At 62.3% G+C, this 18,180-nt stretch carries 19 protein-coding genes; 7 read left to right on the top strand and 12 right to left on the bottom strand.

All coding sequences use genetic code 11. The annotated features are described in order from the left end of the window. From GSQ73_RS03905 to GSQ73_RS03875, 7 genes are all read right to left on the bottom strand, one after another. A partial coding sequence (locus GSQ73_RS03905; protein WP_174236050.1) for a VIT1/CCC1 transporter family protein occupies window positions 1–226 on the bottom strand: 226 nt, incomplete at its 3' end. Window positions 227–295: 69 nt separating this feature from the next. Beyond that, window positions 296–1,948 (bottom strand): phosphoglucomutase (alpha-D-glucose-1,6-bisphosphate-dependent), encoded by a 1,653-nt coding sequence (pgm, locus tag GSQ73_RS03900; RefSeq protein ID WP_158881164.1) that lies wholly within the window; start codon window positions 1,946–1,948, stop codon window positions 296–298. Next, entirely contained in the window at window positions 1,945–3,609 is a 1,665-nt protein-coding gene (gene pgi, locus GSQ73_RS03895) for a glucose-6-phosphate isomerase (protein ID WP_158881162.1), read from the bottom strand. The genes pgm and pgi overlap by 4 nt, the downstream gene beginning before the upstream one ends. Beyond that, window positions 3,606–4,709 carry a transaldolase gene (gene tal / locus GSQ73_RS03890; RefSeq protein ID WP_158881160.1) on the bottom strand — a complete coding sequence of 368 codons (1,104 nt, stop codon included), beginning with the start codon at window positions 4,707–4,709 and terminating at the stop codon, window positions 3,606–3,608. The genes pgi and tal overlap by 4 nt, the downstream gene beginning before the upstream one ends. 48 nt (window positions 4,710–4,757) lie before the next feature. Further along, window positions 4,758–5,495 (bottom strand): HAD family hydrolase, encoded by a 738-nt coding sequence (locus tag GSQ73_RS03885; RefSeq protein WP_158881158.1) that lies wholly within the window; start codon window positions 5,493–5,495, stop codon window positions 4,758–4,760. Next, window positions 5,489–6,895 (bottom strand): glucose-6-phosphate dehydrogenase, encoded by a 1,407-nt coding sequence (gene zwf / locus GSQ73_RS03880; RefSeq protein ID WP_158881156.1) that lies wholly within the window; start codon window positions 6,893–6,895, stop codon window positions 5,489–5,491. The genes GSQ73_RS03885 and zwf overlap by 7 nt, the downstream gene beginning before the upstream one ends. A gap of 183 nt (window positions 6,896–7,078) precedes the next feature. Beyond that, a complete protein-coding gene (locus tag GSQ73_RS03875) occupies window positions 7,079–7,768 on the bottom strand; it encodes a hypothetical protein (protein WP_158881154.1) in 690 nt (229 codons plus the stop codon). A gap of 117 nt (window positions 7,769–7,885) precedes the next feature. Here GSQ73_RS03875 and GSQ73_RS03870 point away from each other — a divergent pair, with 117 nt between their 5' ends. The 7 genes from GSQ73_RS03870 (at window position 7,886) to GSQ73_RS03840 (ending at window position 13,456) form a co-directional block, all read left to right on the top strand. After that, the gene (locus tag GSQ73_RS03870) at window positions 7,886–8,101 is read left to right on the top strand and encodes a lipoprotein (RefSeq protein WP_158881152.1); all 216 of its coding nucleotides are present in this window, start codon (window positions 7,886–7,888) and stop codon (window positions 8,099–8,101) included. Between the two features lie 13 nt (window positions 8,102–8,114). Then, complete coding sequence (gene dapF, locus GSQ73_RS03865; protein ID WP_158881730.1) at window positions 8,115–9,002, top strand: diaminopimelate epimerase; 888 nt, start codon at window positions 8,115–8,117, stop codon at window positions 9,000–9,002. A 69-nt stretch (window positions 9,003–9,071) separates the two neighbouring features. Next, window positions 9,072–9,752 (top strand): DUF484 family protein, encoded by a 681-nt coding sequence (locus GSQ73_RS03860; RefSeq protein WP_158881150.1) that lies wholly within the window; start codon window positions 9,072–9,074, stop codon window positions 9,750–9,752. Next, on the top strand, window positions 9,742–10,647 hold the full coding sequence (gene xerC, locus GSQ73_RS03855; RefSeq protein WP_174236049.1) for a tyrosine recombinase XerC: 906 nt from the start codon (window positions 9,742–9,744) through the stop codon (window positions 10,645–10,647). The genes GSQ73_RS03860 and xerC overlap by 11 nt, the downstream gene beginning before the upstream one ends. A 181-nt stretch (window positions 10,648–10,828) precedes the next feature. After that, window positions 10,829–11,365, top strand: coding sequence for an ATP-dependent protease subunit HslV (gene hslV / locus GSQ73_RS03850; protein WP_158881148.1), 537 nt, complete (start codon window positions 10,829–10,831; stop codon window positions 11,363–11,365). 114 nt (window positions 11,366–11,479) lie between these two features. Further along, a complete protein-coding gene (gene hslU, locus GSQ73_RS03845; protein ID WP_158881146.1) occupies window positions 11,480–12,817 on the top strand; it encodes an ATP-dependent protease ATPase subunit HslU in 1,338 nt (445 codons plus the stop codon). An 18-nt stretch (window positions 12,818–12,835) separates the two neighbouring features. Further along, window positions 12,836–13,456, top strand: a complete 621-nt coding sequence (locus GSQ73_RS03840; RefSeq protein ID WP_174236048.1) for a hypothetical protein — start codon at window positions 12,836–12,838, stop codon at window positions 13,454–13,456. 69 nt (window positions 13,457–13,525) lie between these two features. On the opposite strand, the gene GSQ73_RS03835 is transcribed toward GSQ73_RS03840, so the two are convergent. From GSQ73_RS03835 to rpmH, 5 genes are all read right to left on the bottom strand, one after another. Beyond that, the gene (locus GSQ73_RS03835) at window positions 13,526–14,227 is read right to left on the bottom strand and encodes a glutathione binding-like protein (RefSeq protein WP_158881142.1); all 702 of its coding nucleotides are present in this window, start codon (window positions 14,225–14,227) and stop codon (window positions 13,526–13,528) included. Between the two features lie 130 nt (window positions 14,228–14,357). Beyond that, window positions 14,358–15,710, bottom strand: coding sequence for a tRNA uridine-5-carboxymethylaminomethyl(34) synthesis GTPase MnmE (gene mnmE / locus GSQ73_RS03830; protein ID WP_158881140.1), 1,353 nt, complete (start codon window positions 15,708–15,710; stop codon window positions 14,358–14,360). Window positions 15,711–15,783: 73 nt separating this feature from the next. Further along, window positions 15,784–17,508, bottom strand: coding sequence for a membrane protein insertase YidC (yidC, locus tag GSQ73_RS03825; protein WP_158881138.1), 1,725 nt, complete (start codon window positions 17,506–17,508; stop codon window positions 15,784–15,786). Window positions 17,509–17,637: 129 nt separating this feature from the next. Then, window positions 17,638–17,985: a ribonuclease P protein component gene (gene rnpA, locus GSQ73_RS03820; protein ID WP_158881136.1), complete on the bottom strand. Its 348-nt coding sequence runs from the start codon at window positions 17,983–17,985 to the stop codon at window positions 17,638–17,640. 14 nt (window positions 17,986–17,999) lie between these two features. After that, window positions 18,000–18,134 carry a 50S ribosomal protein L34 gene (rpmH, locus tag GSQ73_RS03815; RefSeq protein ID WP_008211413.1) on the bottom strand — a complete coding sequence of 45 codons (135 nt, stop codon included), beginning with the start codon at window positions 18,132–18,134 and terminating at the stop codon, window positions 18,000–18,002. Window positions 18,135–18,180: the final 46 nt, after the last annotated feature.

Here is an 18,180-nt window from a genome sequence, read left to right as displayed (position 1 = left end):
CCTGCGAATGCACGGACCCGTATTCGCCCGCGGCCATCGACATCGCCCCCGCCACCAGACCTGCCATGCCGGCGACCAGAATGCTGCCGCGCGTGGCATGCGCGGCAGCAACGCCTAGCACCAGACTCGCGGTGGAAACGATGCCGTCGTTGGCGCCGAGCACCGCCGCGCGCAACCAGGCGATGCGACCAGTGCGGTGGCGTTCCTTGTGGCGACGTGGGCGCATCGCTTTCCTCAGCGGGTGATGGCGACGAGCACCGGACGCTTCGTCACGGACAGCGAGAAGTGCGCGTCATCATGCACCGGAAAGCGCGGCGTCGACGATTTTCTGCGCTTCGGCGAGCAGCTCTTTCAGATGCGCTTCGTCCTTGAAGCTTTCGGCGTAAACCTTGTAGATCGCCTCGGTGCCCGACGGCCGCGCAGCGAACCAACCACTGGCCGATACCGCCTTGATGCCACCGATTGCCGCGCCATTGCCCGGCGCCTTGTCGAGCACCTGCTCGATCTTCTCGCCCGCTAGCTGATCGGTGTGCAACTGGTCCGGTGAAAGCTTCGCGAGCTTCGCCTGTTGCGCCGGTGTGGCCGCCGCATCGACACGACTCGCGAACGGCTTGCCGAGTTCGTCGGTCAACGCCTTGTAGACGTTGCCCGGATCCTTGCCGCTGCGCGCGGTGATTTCGGCGGAGAGCAACGCAGGCACGAGGCCATCCTTGTCGGTGGTCCACACCGAGCCGTCGCGACGCAGCAGCGAGGCACCGGCGCTTTCCTCACAACCGAAGCCGAGCGAACCATCGAACAGGCCATCGGCGAACCACTTGAAACCGACCGGCACTTCGTAGAGCTTGCGACCAAGCTTCTTCGCCACGCGGTCGATCAGTGCGGTGCTCACCACCGTCTTGCCGACCGCCGCCTTGTCACTCCACTGCGGCCGGTGCTGGAACAGGTAATCCACCAGCACCGACAGGTAATTGTTCGGCTCCATCAATCCGCTGCTGCGCGTGACCACGCCGTGGCGATCGTGGTCGGTGTCGCAAGCGAAGGCGACATCGTACGTGTCCTTCAATGCGATCAGCCGCTGCATCGCGTATTTCGACGACGGATCCATGCGGATCTTGCCGTCCCAGTCCACCGTCATGAAGGCGAACTGCGGATCGACAACGTCGCTAACCACCGTCAGGTCGAGCTTGTAGCGCTCGGCGATCGGCGCCCAGTAATGCACGCCCGCGCCGCCCAAAGGATCGACGCCCATGTGCACGCCGGCGCTGCGGATGATGTCGAAGTCGACGATGTTGCCGAGATCGGCCACGTAGGTGTTGAGGTAATCGTGCTCGTGCGTGGTCGCGGCCTTGCGCGCCTGCGCGAACGGCACGCGCTTCACGTCTTTCAGGCCATTCTGGATCAGCGCGTTGGCGCGATCCTGCACCCAGTTGGTGATGTCGGTATCGGCCGGGCCGCCATTGGTCGGGTTGTATTTGAAGCCGCCGTTGTCGGGCGGGTTGTGCGAGGGCGTAATCACGATGCCGTCGGCGAGACCTTTCGTGCGGCCCTTGTTGTACGTGAGGATCGCGTGCGAGATCACCGGCGTCGGCGTGAACTCGCCGCCGCTGGCGATCATCGTCTCCACACCGTTCGCGGCAAGCACTTCCAGCGCGCTTTCGAACGCCGGTTGCGACAGTGCGTGCGTATCGAAACCGATGAACAACGGACCATCGATGCCCTTGCTTTTGCGGTAGTCGCAGATTGCCTGGCTGATCGCCAGGATGTGCGCTTCGTTGAAGCTGCGATCGAACGAACTGCCGCGATGCCCTGAAGTACCGAACGCCACGCGCTGCGCCGCCACCGACGGATCGGGCTTCAGGTCCGCGTACGCGGCCAGCAGTTTCGGCACATCGACGAGGATCGACGCAGGTGCCGGCTTGCCGGCGAGCGGGCTGATTTTCTGACTCATGCTTTTCTCGATGTGGCGCCATCACGCAACTGGCGATAGCGAAGGATCAGCGCATTGGTCGAACTGTCGTGTGAAAGTTTCGGCGCGTCCTTCGCCGTCAGCTCGGCGATGGTGGTTTTCGCCAGCTGCTTGCCCAGCTCGACGCCCCACTGATCGAACGAATCGATGTTCCAGATCACGCCTTGCACGAACACGCTGTGCTCGTATAACGCGATCAGCGAACCGAGTACATGCGGCGTAAGTTTCGCGGCGAGGATCGTGCTGCTCGGGCGATTGCCTTCGAACGTGCGATGCGGAACCAGCGCCTCGGCCGTGCCTTCGGCGCGCACTTCGTCGGCGGTCTTGCCGAACGCGAGTGCTTCGCCCTGCGCGATCAGGTTGGCCATCAGCAGATCGTGCTGATCACCACCGCCTTGTGCGGGCAGCGGGTTGAGCGTCTGCCCGAAGCCGATGAAATCGCACGGCACGATGCGCGTGCCCTGATGGATCAACTGGTAGAACGAGTGCTGGCCGTTGGTGCCCGGCTCGCCCCAGTAGATCGGGCCGGTGTCGTAGTTCACCACCGTGCCATCGAGCGTGACGTGCTTGCCGTTGCTCTCCATCGTCAGCTGTTGCAGATACGCCGGGAAACGCTTGAGGTACTGCTCGTACGGCAGCACTGCGACGGTGGCCGCGCCGAGAAAATTGTTGTTCCACAGCGCGAGCAGGCCCATCAGCGCGGGCAGATTCTGGTCCAGCGGCGCGTGGCGGAAATGCTCATCCATCGCATGGAAGCCGGCGAGCATCTCGCGGAATCCGTCCGGCCCGATCGCCAGCATGGTCGACAGGCCGATCGATGCATCCATCGAGTAGCGCCCGCCGACCCAGTCCCAGAAACCGAACATGTTGGCGGTGTCGATGCCGAACTTTGATACACCCTCGTCATTGGTGGACACCGCGACGAAATGTTTGGCGACCGCGCTTTCGTCACCCAGGGCCTTGACGCTCCATGCGCGTGCTGCGTGCGCATTGGTCAGCGTCTCCAGCGTGGTGAAGGTTTTCGAACAGATGATGAAAAGCGTCTCGGCGGCGTCGAGGTCGCGCACCGCTTCGGCGAAGTCGGTGCCGTCCACATTGGACACGAAGCGAAACGTCATGTCGCGGCGGCTGTCATCGCGCAGTGCTTCATACGCCATCACCGGGCCGAGATCGGAGCCGCCGATGCCGATGCTGATCACGTTGCGAATGGTCTTGCCGGTGTGTCCCTTCCACGCGCCGCTGCGCACCTTGTCGGAGAACGTGGCCATGCGATCGAGCACGTCGTGCACGTCGGGCACCACGTCGTGGCCGTCGACCAGGATCTTCGCGCTGCTGGGTGCACGCAACGCGATGTGCAGCACGGCGCGGTCTTCGGTGGTGTTGATCTTCTCGCCGCTGAACATCGCCTCGATGCGCTTCGGCAGATCGCATGCCTCCGCCAGCTCGCGCAGCAGCTTCAGCGTTTCGGTGTTAACGCGCTGCTTGGAATAATCCAGATACAGGCCGACGTCTTCCAGCACGAGTTGCTCGCCGCGTTGCGGATCGGCAGCGAATAGTTCGCGCAGGTGCGTGTGGCCGACGTTGGCGAAGTGCTGCTGCAGTGCCTGCCACGCGGGCAGTGAGGTGAGATCGGGACGGCTCATGACAGGGCCGGTCCTTCCGATTTGCCGTGCAGTTGTTTCACCTTGTCGTCGAGTCCCTTGAGCAAATGGTTCCAGGATTTGACGAACGACTCGGCGCCATCCTTCTGCAGCTTGGCGGCCAGCGCGTCGATATCGACACCGGCCTTGGTGATCTTCGCCAGCGTGTCGTCGGCATCGCCGCCATCCGTGGCCATCACGCCGTGCAACTGACCGTGATCGGCGAACGCGTGCAAGGTTTTTTCCGGCATCGTGTCCACCGTATCGGGCGCGGCAAACGCCGTGATGTAGAGCGTGTCCGGCGCGGCGGGATCCTTCGTTCCGGTGCTGGCCCACAGCAGCCGTTGCGGCACCGCGCCGGCAGCGGCGAGTTTCTTCCAGCGATCCGATGCGAGCACGTCGCGATACGCACGATAGGTCTGCTGGCCGACCGCGATGCCGAGCTTGTTGTGCAGTTCGGGTGGGAGCTGATCATTGCTGGCGACATCCCAGCGACTGATGAACAACGATGCCACCGAGCCCACTGTCGGATCGAGCCCGGCGGCGATGCGGCGTTCGATGCCGCGCATGTACGCTTCGGCGACCGCCTGATAGTGCGCGCACGAAAACAGCAGCGTCACGTTGATCGGAATGCCCAGGAAAATCGCTTCCTCGATGGCCGGCAGCCCTTCGGGCGTGCCTGGAATCTTGACGAACAAGTTGTCGCGCTTCGCCAGTGCGTGAATCTGCTTCGCCGCATCGATCGAACCTTTGGTATCGGCCGCGAGCAGTGGCGACACTTCCATCGACACCCAGCCATCGATCGTGTGGGTGGACTTGAAGATGGGCTGGAACAGGTCCGCCGCGCGGCGCAGATCTTCCAGCGCCAGTTCGGTGAACAGTGCTTCGCCGGAAAGGCCGGTCAGCGATTTCGCATGGATGCCTGCGTCATACGCATCACCTTCGCCCATCGCCGCATCGAAGATGCTCGGGTTGGAAGTAAGCCCGGTCACCGACAGCTCGGCGATGTAGCGCGCCAGGGTTCCGTCGTCGAGCATGGTGCGGGTGATGTTGTCGAGCCACAGGCTCTGGCCGAGGTCGTGCAATTGCTGGGTCGCTTTCATGCTTGCTCCATGACGCTTCAGGTGAGGGAATTCATTGCATTGATCAGATCAGTGGGACGGCAGGCGAATGGCCAGTACCGTCGGCAGGAAGTCTTCGATTTTGAAGTTGCGCAGCTCGCCGATCGTGGCGATGCGCATGTCGGCCGCATCGCGCACTTCGGCCGGCGCTTGTGCGGCGTAGTGGCCTTGGTCGACAAACACGGTGGTGAGTTTGTCGCCGAGCACCTTCTTCATGTCGACGAGGATGTTCGGTTTGTCGTCGACCATCACGTAATGTGCGGCGGGATAGCGCTGCTGCATGCCGACCAGCATCTGCTGCTTGTGGACATAGATCAGCACGTCGCCGGCGAGTGCGTCCCAGAGGCCGGCGCGTTGCACCTTGCGCGGCTGGAACACCACGTCGCCATCGGAAAGAATGGCCACCGTGCCGAGCGTGCGCAGGTGCGCAATGCTTTCCAGCGCGTGCGGATACAAGCGCTGGGCGAACGGATATTCCAGCAGGTAATTCGACATATGCAGCAGCGCGGGATCGTTGTCGAGCCCACTGCGAAAACGTTGCAGCGCGCCGATGTAATCGGCATAGCCGAGGCTGTCGCGCAACTCGTTGTAGATCGACCAGTAGCGATCGCGCTGCTCGTCGCCGAACGATTGCCCGAGCTTCGCGCCGAGGTCGGCCGCGAAGCGATCGTTGTCCAGCAATGTGTTGTCCACGTCGAGCAGAAACACCACGCGCGCCGCCGCCGACGCATCCAGCGGACTCGTGTCGCGTTGTTCGCTGCTCAGCATGGGTCGGTGGCCTCGGCCACGGGGTCGTGCCAACCCTCGGCGGTTTCCACGATTTTCGCCGCGGCATCCGGGCCCCAGCTGCCGGGCTCGTAGCTGCTGACCGGGCCTTCGTGATTCAGCACCTGATCGACCACGGCCCATGCCGCCTCGACGCATTCATCGCTGGAGAACAGCGAGTTGTCGCCGCGAATCGCGTCGCCGAGCAATCGCTCGTAGGGGGATTTCTCCGGCTCCGGATGATGACGCGCCACCAGTTCCACCGGCTCGCCATGCATTTTTTCGCCGTGCTGTTTCACGCGCGCGCCTTCGGCGATCACCACTTCGGGACTGAGCCGGAAGCGGAAATAATTCGACTCCTTCGGCCCGATGTCGTCGAACACCGGCATCGGCGGCGCTTTCATGTCGACCATCACTTCGGTGGTGGTGAGCGGCAGGTTCTTGCCCGCGCGGATATAGAACGGCACGCCGGCCCAGCGCCACGTATCGATGTGCAAGCGCAGGGCGACGAAAGTTTCCACGTTCGATCCTTTCGCCACGCCGTCGACATCGCGATAGCCGCTGTACTGGCCGCGTACCACGTCGGACGGATCGATCGGCCGCATCGCGCGGAACAACCGCAGCTTTTCCGCGTTGAGCGAACCCGGATCGTTGCCGACCGGCGCGTCCATCGCCAGCAGCGAGGTGACCTGAAGCAGATGGTTTTGCAGCACGTCGCGAATCGCGCCGACGTCATCGTAGAACGCGCCGCGCCCTTCGATGCCGAACTTCTCGGCCATCGTGATCTGCACGCTGTCGACGTAGTTGCGATTCCACACCGGCTCGAACACAGTGTTGGCAAAACGGAAATACAAAAGGTTCTGCACCGGCTCCTTGCCGAGGTAATGATCGATGCGGAAGATCGACGACTCGGGAAACACTTCATGCAGCGTGCGGTTGAGTTCCTGCGCGGAGGCGAGATCGCGCCCGAACGGTTTCTCCACCACGACCCGCGCATCGTCCGCGCAACCGGCCTGCTTCAGGCCTTTCGCCACGGTGCCGAACAGGCTCGGCGGAATCGCCAGGTAATGCAGCGGGCGCTTGGCCGAACCGAGCGCTTTCTTCAACTGATCGAACGTCGCCGAATCCTTGTAATCGCCATCGACGTATTGCAGCAACGCCGACAACTTCGCAAACCCCGCTTCGTCGACGCTGCCGTGCTCATCCTTCGCTGCCTGCGCGATGCTGTCGTGCGCGCGCTTGCGCAGCTGCTCCAGATCCCAGCCGGAATGCGCGATGCAGACGATCGGCAGATCCAGCCCGTCGCGCGTCACCATCGCCAGCAGCGCGGGGAAAATCTTCTTGTAGGCCAGGTCGCCAGTGGCGCCGAAAAACACCAGGGCATCCGAACGAGTTGTCGCCATAGCTGTCGTGCTCTCCATGTGGTCGTGCGGCGACTCAGTGATGCCGCGTTCGAAGTATCGTGTCGGTCCGGTATGGAACAAACCTGACCGCGGCAAGCGTGCACGCAACGAGGTTAATTCCATGCATAAGATCACGTCGCCCGGATGACACACGCAGGAACCTGCGCCGCGCGACGGTCATGATCAACTGCCGAGTGGCTGGCCGATCCGTTGCTGCGTCGCTTCGTCCGGTCGCGCTACCAACGCGCCGGTTCGCATCAGGCTGATGCTGTAGTGACCCTGGTCGACCAGCGGAAGGAATGCGGCGCTGCCGTAGACCGTGTCGACCTCGGGCAGGTATCGCGGATATTGCTTGCGCAGATTGAGCAGGTCGAACGTGCCGTTCTGGCTGAAGCTGACGACGGTGCGCGGGGCGCTCGCCTCTTGCGCCGGATCGTCATAACGACCGGACAGGCGATCGAGTCGGTATAGCGGCGGCAATCCGGCCAGCAACGCCGGAAGTTGCCACTTCAGTACCACCGCTTCGATGCGCCAGTCATCACCGTAGAGTTGCTCCTGCCTGGTCGTGCCGTCGGGCCAGTTGAGCGTGAGCATCCAGCGCTGCGGCGACAGGATGTGCGCATCGATGTCGACCACTGGCGATTCCTCGCTGAGCAGTCGATAACCGCGCAGTGCGTAACCGGTTCCGCCCAGCAGCAGCGCGAGCGCGAAGAACACCAGACACAATAATGCGCGCCAGCTCGCCGCCAGTCGCCGGCCGCTGTGCATGTGATGACGAAGCCTCACCAGATGCACCAGCGAAATCAGCAGGAAGATTGCTGCGAGGACCAGCAACACGGTCATCGGCATGCGCAGCAGAGTGCTCCAATCCATCATCCGTCCTCGTCGCCGTCGATGCGCGATCGTCCACGCATCATAACGGTCCCGCGTCACGGCGCTGCGACCACAACCTCGCCGTCGCTATACTCAGTCGTCACTATGGAACCCGCCATGCGCCGATCGAATCTGTTGCTGTCACTTTGTCTCGTTGCCGCGACGCTCGCCGGCTGCGGCCAGAAAGGTCCGCTGACCATGCCGCCAGCCAGACCCGTTTCGGCCAAGCCTGCTGCGGCTGCATCCGTGGCGCGGCCCGCTGAACCGGTATCTCCCACGACCGCGCCGACGACACCGACGCAGACCAATATTCCGGATGGTCAGCAGTACTGACGATCACGCCGTGATGCGTCTGACCTTTTCCAAGATGCACGGCATCGGCAATGACTTCGTCGTGCTCGATTGCCGTAACGACGCGTTCGCGCTGGATGAAACGCAGATCCGCGCACTCGCCGACCGGCACACCGGCGTGGGCTTCGATCAGTTGCTGAGCGTCGAACCCGCGCGTGATCGCTCCTGCGCTTTTTATTACGGCATCTGGAACGCGGATGGTTCGCCCTCAGGCCAATGCGGCAATGGCGTGCGCTGCGTGGCTGCGTGGCTTCATCGCGCCGGCGCGCTCGCCATCGGCGAAGACGTGCGGCTGGAAAGTCCGTCCGGTCCTGTCACGGTGCGCTTGCTGAGCGCGAACGAAGTGACGGTGGACATGGGCGAACCCGATTTTGAACCTGTCGCATCCGGCATGGCGTTCGTGCCGGCGGCGGATCGGTACATCTTCACCATGACGCCGGGAAGTCCACCGGGCCCGCTGGCGGGATCGGCGCCGGAAGCGGGCGTCGTGTCGATGGGCAATCCGCATGCCGTGGTGCTGATCGATGACCTGGCCGATCCGTCGCTCGCCGTCTTCGGCCCCGCGATGTCAACGCACGAGCATTTCGCGCATGGCGCCAATATCGGTTTCGTGCGGCAACGGGATCGTGCGCATCTGCAACTGCGCGTGCACGAACGCGGCGCAGGCTGGACACAGGCCTGCGGCACCGGCGCCTGCGCGGCGATGGCGGTATTGCATCGACGCGGAGACGTGGACAATCGCGTGCATGTGCAATTGCCCGGCGGCACGTTGCGGATCGACTGGGCCGGCCCCGGCCACACGCTGTGGATGACCGGACCGGCCGCCTTCGCATTCGAGGGCACGTGGCCGGTTCCCGCGTCATCGGATGAAACCGCAGGTTGAAGCGCGCCCACGTCCATCGCACACTCCGTCGATACTCTGCTGCCCTTACCGGTTCGAGGAACCATCCGCATGACCGCAACCCTGCTCGATGACGCCACCCAGGCCCGCGTGGTCGCGGCCTATCTGAAGCGCCATCCGGAGTTCCTCAGCGAATATCCCGAACTCGCGGCCAACCTGACCATGCCGCGAGAACAGGGCCCGGTGTCGTCGCTCGCGGTGTACCAGTTGCAGAGCCTGCGCGACAAGAATGCCGAGCTGGAACGCAAGCTCGCCGAATTGATCAGCATCGCTGCCGACAACGAGAAGCTGATGGAGCGCGTGCATGCGCTTACCGTCGCGCTGTTGCGTGCGAACACGATGGAAGTCACCGCGCGCAGCGTGGTGGCCAAGTTGAGCGCCGACTTCCATACCGAGCAGGTGCGACTCGTGTTGTTCGGCAGCGAAACACTGCCGCGCGCGGACTGGCTGCTGCAATTGCCTAGCCCCGAAGCACTGCCGGAATTCGCCGATTTCCTGCATCAGAACGAACCGGTCTCCGGGCGTCTTTCGGCTGAAAAACTTCAGCGTTTGTTTGGCCATGTCGATACGCCGATCCAGTCGGTCGCGATGATGCGATTGGGCGATTCCGGCATCCTGGCGATCGGCAGCAGCGACCCGGATCGTTTCCAGCCGGGCATGGGCACGCTCTTCCTCAAAATGATTTCCGCCACCATCACCGCTGCGCTGGCGCGTGCGCGGGATGTGGCGTGAGCGCGCATTGACGCCTGAGCAACAGGTCGAACAATGGCTCGAACGGCTTGCCGGCGAGCGACAGGCTTCCATGCATACAGTGTCGGCTTATCGGCGCGACCTGGCCAAGTTGTTGCGTCATATGCAGGCACGGAACTTCGCATCGTTCGACGCGCTTGATTCGAATGCGATGCGCGCGTTTGTCGCGGCCGAACATCGCGCAGGCCTCGCGCCAAAAAGCCTGCAACGATTGCTTTCTTCCTGCCGGAGCCTGTTCCGTCAGTTGAATCGCGAAGGCACGATGGCGGGCGATCCGATGCTCGGCGTGCGCGGACCGAAGGTGCGTCGCAAATTGCCGCAAGTGCTGGACGTGGACGAAGCCAGCGCACTGGTCGAAGCCGATAGCGGCGGCAAGCTGGCGGTGCGCGACCGCGCAATGCTTGAACTTTTCTATTCAAGTGGATTGCGCTTGTCCGAACTGGTGGGGCTGCGCTGGATCGATGTGGATATCGATGGCGGCGAAGTGCGCGTGCTCGGCAAGGGCAGCAAGACGCGCGTCGTGCCGGTCGGCCGACATGCCATCACCGCACTGCGCGCACTCGGTGCGGAAGAAGGCATGCAGGCGGACAGCGCGATTTTTCGCGGCCGCGGTGGCGCGCCGATCAATCCGCGCACCGTGCAATTGCGCATGAAAACGCTGGCCTTGCAGCAGGGTCTTGCCAAGCACATCCATCCCCATCTGCTGCGCCACACATTCGCCAGCCACATGCTGGAATCTTCCGGCGACCTGCGCGCCGTGCAGGAGCTGCTCGGTCACGCCGACATCGCCACCACGCAGATCTACACGCACCTCGATTTCCAGCACTTGGCAAAGGTGTACGACGCGGCGCATCCGCGCGCGCGCCGCAAGCCGTAAAAAGCATTCTCCTTCCGCTGCCTGCAGGGAGGGTCAGTTCCTGATCTGGGAATTCGACCAGCCCAGGCAACCTTCCCGGCCGCGTCCTGCAGTCAGGGGAAGGAGTAAACAGCTCGTACATTGAAGCCAATCCGCCGTGACCCCATCTCACACGCTCAAGCCCAGTCATTGCGGAGCGCTCATGGAATCGTTTCACGCCACCACCATCGTCTGTGTCCGCCGCGAGGGCCGCGTCGTGATCGGCAGCGACGGCCAGGTCACGCTGGGCAACACGGTGATGAAGGGCAACGCGCGCAAGGTGCGGCGTCTCGGCAAGACCGGCGAAGTGGTGGCAGGTTTTGCCGGCGCCACCGCCGACGCATTCACGCTGTTCGAGCTGTTCGAACAGAAACTCGAAAAGCACAACAACAACCTCACCCGCGCCGCGGTGGAGATGGCCAAGGAATGGCGCACCGATCGCCGGTTCGGCCGACTCGAAGCGATGCTCGCGGTAGCCGACAAGGACGCATCGCTACTGATCTCCGGCAACGGCGACGTGGTGGAACCGGAACACGGATTGATCGCCATTGGTTCCGGCGGCCCGTTCGCGCAGTCCGCCGCGATGGCATTGCTCGAGAACACCGATCTCGATGCACGAACCATCGTCGAGAAGGCGCTGAAGATCGCTGGCGACATCTGCATCTACACGAATCACAACGTCAGCGTGGAAGAGCTCTAGAGACGAAGGGTGAGTAACGCGGGCGCAAGTCCGGCGCTTTTCCGCCCCCAATCACTTGATACTCGAAGCACAACGTCGCGTCCTCGCTACTCGCCCCTTATCCCTGGTCCCGCCATGTCCGAACTCACTCCGCGCGAAATCGTCAACGAACTCGACCGCTACATCATCGGCCAGCAGGACGCCAAACGCGCTGTGGCAGTAGCGCTGCGCAGCCGCTGGCGGCGCATGCAGCTGGAACCTGGCATGCGCAATGAAGTCACGCCGAAAAACATCCTGATGATCGGGCCGACGGGCGTCGGCAAGACCGAGATCGCCCGCCGCCTGGCGACGCTGGCGAACGCGCCGTTCGTGAAAGTCGAGGCAACCAAGTTCACCGAGGTCGGTTATGTCGGCAAGGATGTCGAATCGATCATCCGCGACCTGGCCGATGTCGCGTACAAGCTGACGCGCGAGCAGGCGGTGAAGCGCGTGCGCACACAGGCGGAAGATCGCGCGGAAGATCGCATCCTCGACGCGCTGTTGCCGCGTCGTCAGACACCGACCGACTGGAGCCACGACGCGCCGGCGCCCGCGCTCGAAAACGATACGCGACAAAAACTCCGCAAGCAGCTGCGCGAAGGCGCACTGGACGAGCGCGAGATCGAACTGGATTTCGCCATGAACGTGGGTGTGGAAATCATGTCGCCGCCGGGCATGGAGGAGATGGGTGCGCAGCTGCGCCAGATGTTCCAGAACATCGGCGGCGCGAAGACGCAGCAGCGCAAGCTCGCGATCAAGGTCGCGCGTCCGTTGTTGATCGATGAAGAAGCCGGCAAGCTGCTCAATGACGAAGAGATCCGCACGCAGGCGATGGAAGCGGCCGAGCAGAACGGCATCGTGTTCATCGACGAAATCGACAAGGTCGCGCAACGGGGCGACCACGGCCATGCGGGTGTCAGCCGCGAAGGCGTGCAACGCGATCTGCTGCCACTGGTCGAGGGCTCCACCGTGTCGACCAAGTACGGCCCGATCAAGACCGACCACATGCTGTTCATCGCATCGGGCGCGTTCTCGCTGGCGAAGCCTTCGGACCTGATTCCGGAGCTGCAAGGCCGCTTGCCGATTCGCGTGGAATTGAATGCGCTCAGCGTCGATGATTTCAAGCGCATCCTGCGCGAACCGCACAACGCACTGACCAAGCAGTACGTGGCGTTATTGGGCACCGAAGGCGTCGGCCTGGAATTCACCGATAGCGGCATCGACCGTCTCGCCGAGGTTGCGTTTCAGGTCAACGAGCGCACCGAAAACATCGGTGCACGGCGACTGCACACCGTGATGGAACGCCTTCTCGAAAAAATTTCGTACGAGGCTGCGGACAAGTCCGGCGAAACCTATCGTATCGACGCCGAACACGTGGACAACAGCCTGGGCAGCCTGGTGCAAAACGAAGATCTCAGCCGCTACATCCTGTAAACAACCTGGTCTGTTAAAATGCCCGTCGTGAGCAACATCATCGAATTGAAAACCACCGGCCAGCGCGCCCAGTTGCGCGAAGCGCAGCAGAACCGGACGCTGGTGCGGCTGTGGCGCGAAGAACTCGAACACGGCAGTTTCTGCGGTTACGTGGGCGGTGTCGGTCAGGAGTTCTTCCTGATATGGGTGGTTGGCGACGGCATCACCTATGACGGCATGTATGTGATGCGCCATCGCGATGTGTCGGAACTCGAAGCGCCGGACAAGCATCATGTCTTCTTCGAGAAGGCACTCGCACTGAAGCATCTGCTGCCGCGTCCGCCGCAGGGATTTCCGCTCGACAACATCCGCGAAGTGGTCAAAGCGGCCGGCGCGCAGGCGCCAGTGATCGGCGTACATGTCGATAGCGAAGACGAAGCCGAGGTCTGCTACATCGGCCGGCTTGTCAGCACCGACGACGACGGTTTCTACATGCAGGAACTGAGCCCCGACGCGGAATGGATGCGCGAGGCATCATTCTTCGGCTGGGACGAGGTTTCCACCGTGAGCATCGAGGACAGCTACGCACAGTCGCTGATGGCGGTTGCCGGGTCGGCGCCTCCACTTGAGCATGGTGACTCGGGCGTCAGCCGCGGTTGATGTGATAGACGTTTGGAATAGAAAGCCCGCCTCTCGGCGGGCTTTTTTGTTATCGGAAGGATGCTGAAATCAGTGCTTCGGCGCGCCTTGTCCAAACAGCAGCTTGCGCGCTTCTTCGTCCTTGGTGATGTCGACCTGATCCTTGATCGAGTCGCCCACGGCATAGGCGCGCCGAGTCGCTTCGCGGCCATGGATGTGATCGAACCAGCGCTTCAGATTCGAAAATTGTTCGAGCTCCATGCCCTGCGCCTGGTGCGGCACGATCCACGGATAGGCCGCCATGTCGGCAATGGTGTAGTCGTCCCCGGCGATAAAGTGGCGACCTTCGAGGCGATGATCGAGCACGCCATACAGGCGGCGTGTTTCATTGACGTAGCGATCGATCGCATAGGAAATCTTGTCCGGCGCGTAGCGACCGAAATGATGATTCTGTCCGGCCATCGGACCGAGCCCGCCCACTTGCCAGAACAGCCATTCGAGCACTACGAACCGATCCCGCAACGTGGCCGGCAGAAACTTGCCGGTTTTCTCCGCGAGGTATTGCAGGATCGCACCTGATTCGAAAATGCCCAGCGGTTCGCCGCCATCCAGCGGGTCGGTGTCGACGATGGCCGGCATCCGGTTGTTAGGTGAGATCTTCAGGAACTCAGGCTTGAACTGATCGCCTTTGCCGATGTTCACCGGGATGACCTGGTAAGGAATACCCGACTCCTCGAGGAACAGCGTGATCTTGTGCCCGTTCGGCGTGGGCCAGTAATGCAGCTGGATCATCGCGATTTCCTCGACGTTGTGGATCTTAAAGAGGTCGGGGCACTCACTGCGGTTTCAAGCAAGCGCACCGTTATAGCGATGTCGATCGAACCGTGACTCGCGGAGCACGGTTGAATTGTGCAGCTCGCGACTATTTGCCGATGCAGAACGATCCGAAGATGGCGCCCAACAAATCATCACTGCTGTAGGCGCCAGTGATTTCGCCCAGGGTTTGCTGCGCATGGCGCAGTTCTTCAGCGGCCAGCTCGCCTGCATACAGTGTATCGAGCGCGTGTGCTGCGGCGTTGAGATGCTGCTCGACGCGTTGTAATGCGAAGACATGTCGACGACGCGCGCTGAACGCACCTTCGCCGCTGCCTGCGCCCGCCAGGCGTCGGAGTTCCTCGCGCAGCGCATCGAGGCCAGCACCTGTCTTTGCGGATGCCCACAGCCATCGGCAACCGTCACGTTGTTCGCCATGCGCAGCGTCGCCATCCAGATCGATCTTGTTGATCAGCACCAGTCGTTCGACAGGATGATCCAGTCCGTAGAAAAGTATTTGATCGGCGCGTGCATGCAGCGTGTCCGTGACGAGCAACGCGACGTCGGCGCGATGCAACTCCACGTGTGCCCGACGCACGCCTTCGCGTTCGACATCGTCGTCGGTATCGCGAAGGCCGGCGGTATCCGCCAACTCCAACGACACTCCATCGAGCACGAGATTTTCGCGCAGGACGTCGCGCGTGGTCCCGGCAGCCGCATTGACGATGGCGCGATCGCTGCCGGCCAGTGCGTTGAGCAGGCTGGATTTGCCGACGTTCGGTCGACCGATGATCGCCACGCGCAAACCGTCATTGAGGCGAACGCCGCGCTGCGCTTCGTGCAGCAGAGCGGCAAGGTCCGAGCGTACCGATGCGAGTTGTTGCGCGAGCTTCGGGTCGGCAAGGAAATCGATCTCTTCCTCGGGAAAATCGATCGCCGCCTCGATGTGTACACGCAAGGCGATCAACGACTGCAGCAAACCTTCGACCTTGCGAGAAAACACGCCTTCCATCGACTGAAGCGCTGCGCGCGCGCCGGCTTGCGAACGCGCAGCGATGAGATCGGCGACCGCTTCGGCTTGCGCAAGATCGACCTTGCCATTGAGGAATGCGCGCTCGGTGAATTCACCCGGCCGCGCCAGACGCGCACCGAGCTCGCAGACACGTTGCAGTAACGCGTCGAGCAGCATCGCGCTGCCATGACCCTGCAGTTCGAGGACGTGTTCGCCGGTGTAGGAGGCAGGCGATGGAAAGTGCAACAGCAGTCCGCGATCGATGAGCTCGCTGTTTGCACCACGAAATGCAGCGAAGTGTGCGTGGCGGATTTTCGGCGGCTTGCCCAGAAGCGCGCTCGCGATGCGCGGCACGTCGGGGCCGGAAACGCGTACCACACCTATGCCCGCCGCGCCGGGTGCGCTGGCAATCGCGGCGATGGTGTCGGTCGTGTAATCGTCATCGGTCATGAAGCGACTCTAAAACGAATCAGCCGCGACGGTTAACCGATCGCGGCTGATGTGGCGGCGTGATGATGCTCGATCAGGCAGCTTTCGGCGCTGCCTCGCGTTCGATGTGATGCGTGACCCACCATTGCTGGCCCAGGCCGACCAGACCGTTGACGGCGTAATAGAGACACAGGCCCGCGGGGAAGAACGCAAACATCACGGTGAAAAGCAGCGGCATGATTTTCATCATGCGCGCCTGCGCCGGATCCATGCCGGCAGCTGCAGGGTTGAGCCACTGCGTGCCGAGCATCACCAACGCATAGATGATCGGCAGGATGTAGAGCGGATCGGGCGCGCTCAGATCCGGAATCCACAGGAACGGCGCGTGCCGCAACTCAAGGCTGTAGGTCAGCACGTAATACAGGCCGTAAAACACCGGCATCGTGATGAGCACCGGAAGGCAACCGCCCATCGGGTTGACCTTCTCCTTCTTGTACAGCTCCATGGTCGCCTGCTGCATCTTGACCTTGTCGTCGCCGTAACGCTCCTTGAGCTGCGCGATGCGCGGCTGCAATTTGCGCATCTTGGCGCTGGAGCGGTACTGCACGGCCGTCAGCTTCCACGTCACGCCCTTGATCAGCAACACGAGCAGGATGATCGCCAGACCCCAGTTGAGGGTGATCGCATGCAACTGCGACAACACCCAGTGCATCGGCACGGCGATGAGCTTGAGCATGCCGTAGTCGATGGTGAGGTCCAGACCCGGCGCGATCGAATCGAGCGTGCCTTGCACGTTGGGGCCGAGATAGAGACGCGCCTGACTGGTCGCGCTCTGCCCGACAGCCACGTTCAACGTCGGGCCGAAAGCGCGGATCAGATAGTGCGGTTGCGCGCTGTCGGGGTTGAGCGTTTCGGTGGCGTAATGAACGGTCTGGTCGCCGGGCGGAATCCAGGCGGCGAAGAAATACAGCCGCAACATGGCGGCCCAACCGCCTTTGAGATCGGCGTCGAGGCGATCCTTCTTCTCGGTGAAATCCTTGAACTGCAGCTTCTCGAATTTCTCGCCGGTGTACCAGGCGGCGCCCTGGAAGCTGCGGGATTCCGGATCGGTGTAATGACTGAACCAGCTGGCAGGCTTGGGTGGCGCGATGCGCTGCAGTTGTTGGTAGGCATTGCCGGTCCAGGTCTTGCTGCCGCTGTTGTCGATGCGCTGGCTCACGTTGATGACATAGCTGCCGCGCTTGAAGCTGTAGGTCTTGGTGACCTTGATACCCGCAGCGTCCTGCCAGGTGAAGTCGACATTCAGTTCGTTCTGACCGTTGGCCAGCGCGTAAGAAGTGTTCGCACTCTGAAAGATGGCCTGATGGCTGGGCTGATCCTGTGGTGCTGTATCGCTGCTGCTGACTAGGCCGCTCTGGGCGACAAAATAGTGATCGTCATCGCTGTCCAGCAGCACGGTCGCCGGAGGATTGGGCGCCTTGCGAGTCAGCGGCGCAGACGGGTATCCGGGCAAGTCCGCGTGAACCACGCTGCCACCTCGGGTATCTACCACCAGATGTAACACGTCGGTGTTGATCGAGATCAACTTCGATGGCTGAGTGTTTGAAGTGGCGCTGGCGACGCCACCCGTGTTCGGCACCGCCGGAACACCAGCGGTTGCTGAAACCGCACTTGGCACACTGCCATCCGAAGAGACGCTGGCGCTGCTGGTTGTCGCAACGGGTTGTGGTGCCGGCGCGTAATCCTTGTCCCACGCCAGGTACAGGAAGTAGGCCACGGCCATCAAGGCAAACAAGAGGAAGGTGCGCGTCTGGTTCATCGCGTAGCAAATCCGGTGATGCCGCCGCGCTGGACACGACGAAAGAGTATGAAAGGGCGGGCCAACACGGAATTGTGGAGGTCGCGGTGTCCGGCTTCAATGGTGCGGAAAGTCACGGGCACCCGCCGATCAACTTGCCGACAGCTTTTTCCACAGCTGGTCGAGTTCGATGAGCAACTCGGAACCGGGAATACCCGCCGCCTGTTCGCGCGCCATCACCATCACGTCCACCGCTGGGAGTTGATGCTGGATGCGTCGAAAGGATTCGCGCAGCAATCGTTTGATGCGATTTCGTTCGACGGCGCGCTTGGAAACACGTTTGGATATGGCCAGGCCGAGCCTCGCATGCCCAAGCTCATTGCTTCTATAGCGCACATGAAAACAGCGGCCGCCTGCGCGTCCGCTGCTTAGCCGCAATGCGGCGAATTCGCTGGGCCTGCGTAGCCGTGCCTCGCGCGGGAGACCGGCGGCGGGCATGTCCTGATCCTGTATTACGGAATCAGGCGCTTGCGGCCCTTGGCGCGACGGGCATTGAGAATCTTGCGACCGTCGGCTGTTGCCATGCGGGCACGGAAACCGTGCGTGCGTGCGCGCTTGAGCTTGCTGGGCTGGAAGGTCCGCTTCATGGCTTACTCCGAAGGGAATGTGGATAAAAAGGTTGGAAAGTGTGTG

It is taken from the genome of Rhodanobacter sp. L36, from assembly GCF_009765755.1.
In the GTDB taxonomy this organism is placed as follows: Bacteria; Pseudomonadota; Gammaproteobacteria; order Xanthomonadales; family Rhodanobacteraceae; genus Rhodanobacter.
Note: the sequence above shows the minus strand (reverse complement) of the source record. Positions and strands in the feature narration are given on the sequence as shown.

What these genes read in the sequence shown, in the direction of transcription:
- pgm (WP_158881164.1), bottom strand. Translation starts at nt 1,948, where the DNA reads ATGAGTCAGAAAATCAGCCCGCTCGCCGGCAAGCCGGCACCTGCGTCG.
- pgi (WP_158881162.1), bottom strand. Translation starts at nt 3,609, where the DNA reads ATGAGCCGTCCCGATCTCACCTCACTGCCCGCGTGGCAGGCACTGCAG.
- tal (WP_158881160.1), bottom strand. Translation starts at nt 4,709, where the DNA reads ATGAAAGCGACCCAGCAATTGCACGACCTCGGCCAGAGCCTGTGGCTC.
- GSQ73_RS03885 (WP_158881158.1), bottom strand. Translation starts at nt 5,495, where the DNA reads ATGCTGAGCAGCGAACAACGCGACACGAGTCCGCTGGATGCGTCGGCG.
- zwf (WP_158881156.1), bottom strand. Translation starts at nt 6,895, where the DNA reads ATGGCGACAACTCGTTCGGATGCCCTGGTGTTTTTCGGCGCCACTGGC.
- GSQ73_RS03875 (WP_158881154.1), bottom strand. Translation starts at nt 7,768, where the DNA reads ATGGATTGGAGCACTCTGCTGCGCATGCCGATGACCGTGTTGCTGGTC.
- GSQ73_RS03870 (WP_158881152.1), top strand. Translation starts at nt 7,886, where the DNA reads ATGCGCCGATCGAATCTGTTGCTGTCACTTTGTCTCGTTGCCGCGACG.
- dapF (WP_158881730.1), top strand. Translation starts at nt 8,115, where the DNA reads ATGCGTCTGACCTTTTCCAAGATGCACGGCATCGGCAATGACTTCGTC.
- GSQ73_RS03860 (WP_158881150.1), top strand. Translation starts at nt 9,072, where the DNA reads ATGACCGCAACCCTGCTCGATGACGCCACCCAGGCCCGCGTGGTCGCG.
- xerC (WP_174236049.1), top strand. Translation starts at nt 9,742, where the DNA reads ATGTGGCGTGAGCGCGCATTGACGCCTGAGCAACAGGTCGAACAATGG.
- hslV (WP_158881148.1), top strand. Translation starts at nt 10,829, where the DNA reads ATGGAATCGTTTCACGCCACCACCATCGTCTGTGTCCGCCGCGAGGGC.
- hslU (WP_158881146.1), top strand. Translation starts at nt 11,480, where the DNA reads ATGTCCGAACTCACTCCGCGCGAAATCGTCAACGAACTCGACCGCTAC.
- GSQ73_RS03840 (WP_174236048.1), top strand. Translation starts at nt 12,836, where the DNA reads ATGCCCGTCGTGAGCAACATCATCGAATTGAAAACCACCGGCCAGCGC.
- GSQ73_RS03835 (WP_158881142.1), bottom strand. Translation starts at nt 14,227, where the DNA reads ATGATCCAGCTGCATTACTGGCCCACGCCGAACGGGCACAAGATCACG.
- mnmE (WP_158881140.1), bottom strand. Translation starts at nt 15,710, where the DNA reads ATGACCGATGACGATTACACGACCGACACCATCGCCGCGATTGCCAGC.
- yidC (WP_158881138.1), bottom strand. Translation starts at nt 17,508, where the DNA reads ATGAACCAGACGCGCACCTTCCTCTTGTTTGCCTTGATGGCCGTGGCC.
- rnpA (WP_158881136.1), bottom strand. Translation starts at nt 17,985, where the DNA reads ATGCCCGCCGCCGGTCTCCCGCGCGAGGCACGGCTACGCAGGCCCAGC.
- rpmH (WP_008211413.1), bottom strand. Translation starts at nt 18,134, where the DNA reads ATGAAGCGGACCTTCCAGCCCAGCAAGCTCAAGCGCGCACGCACGCAC.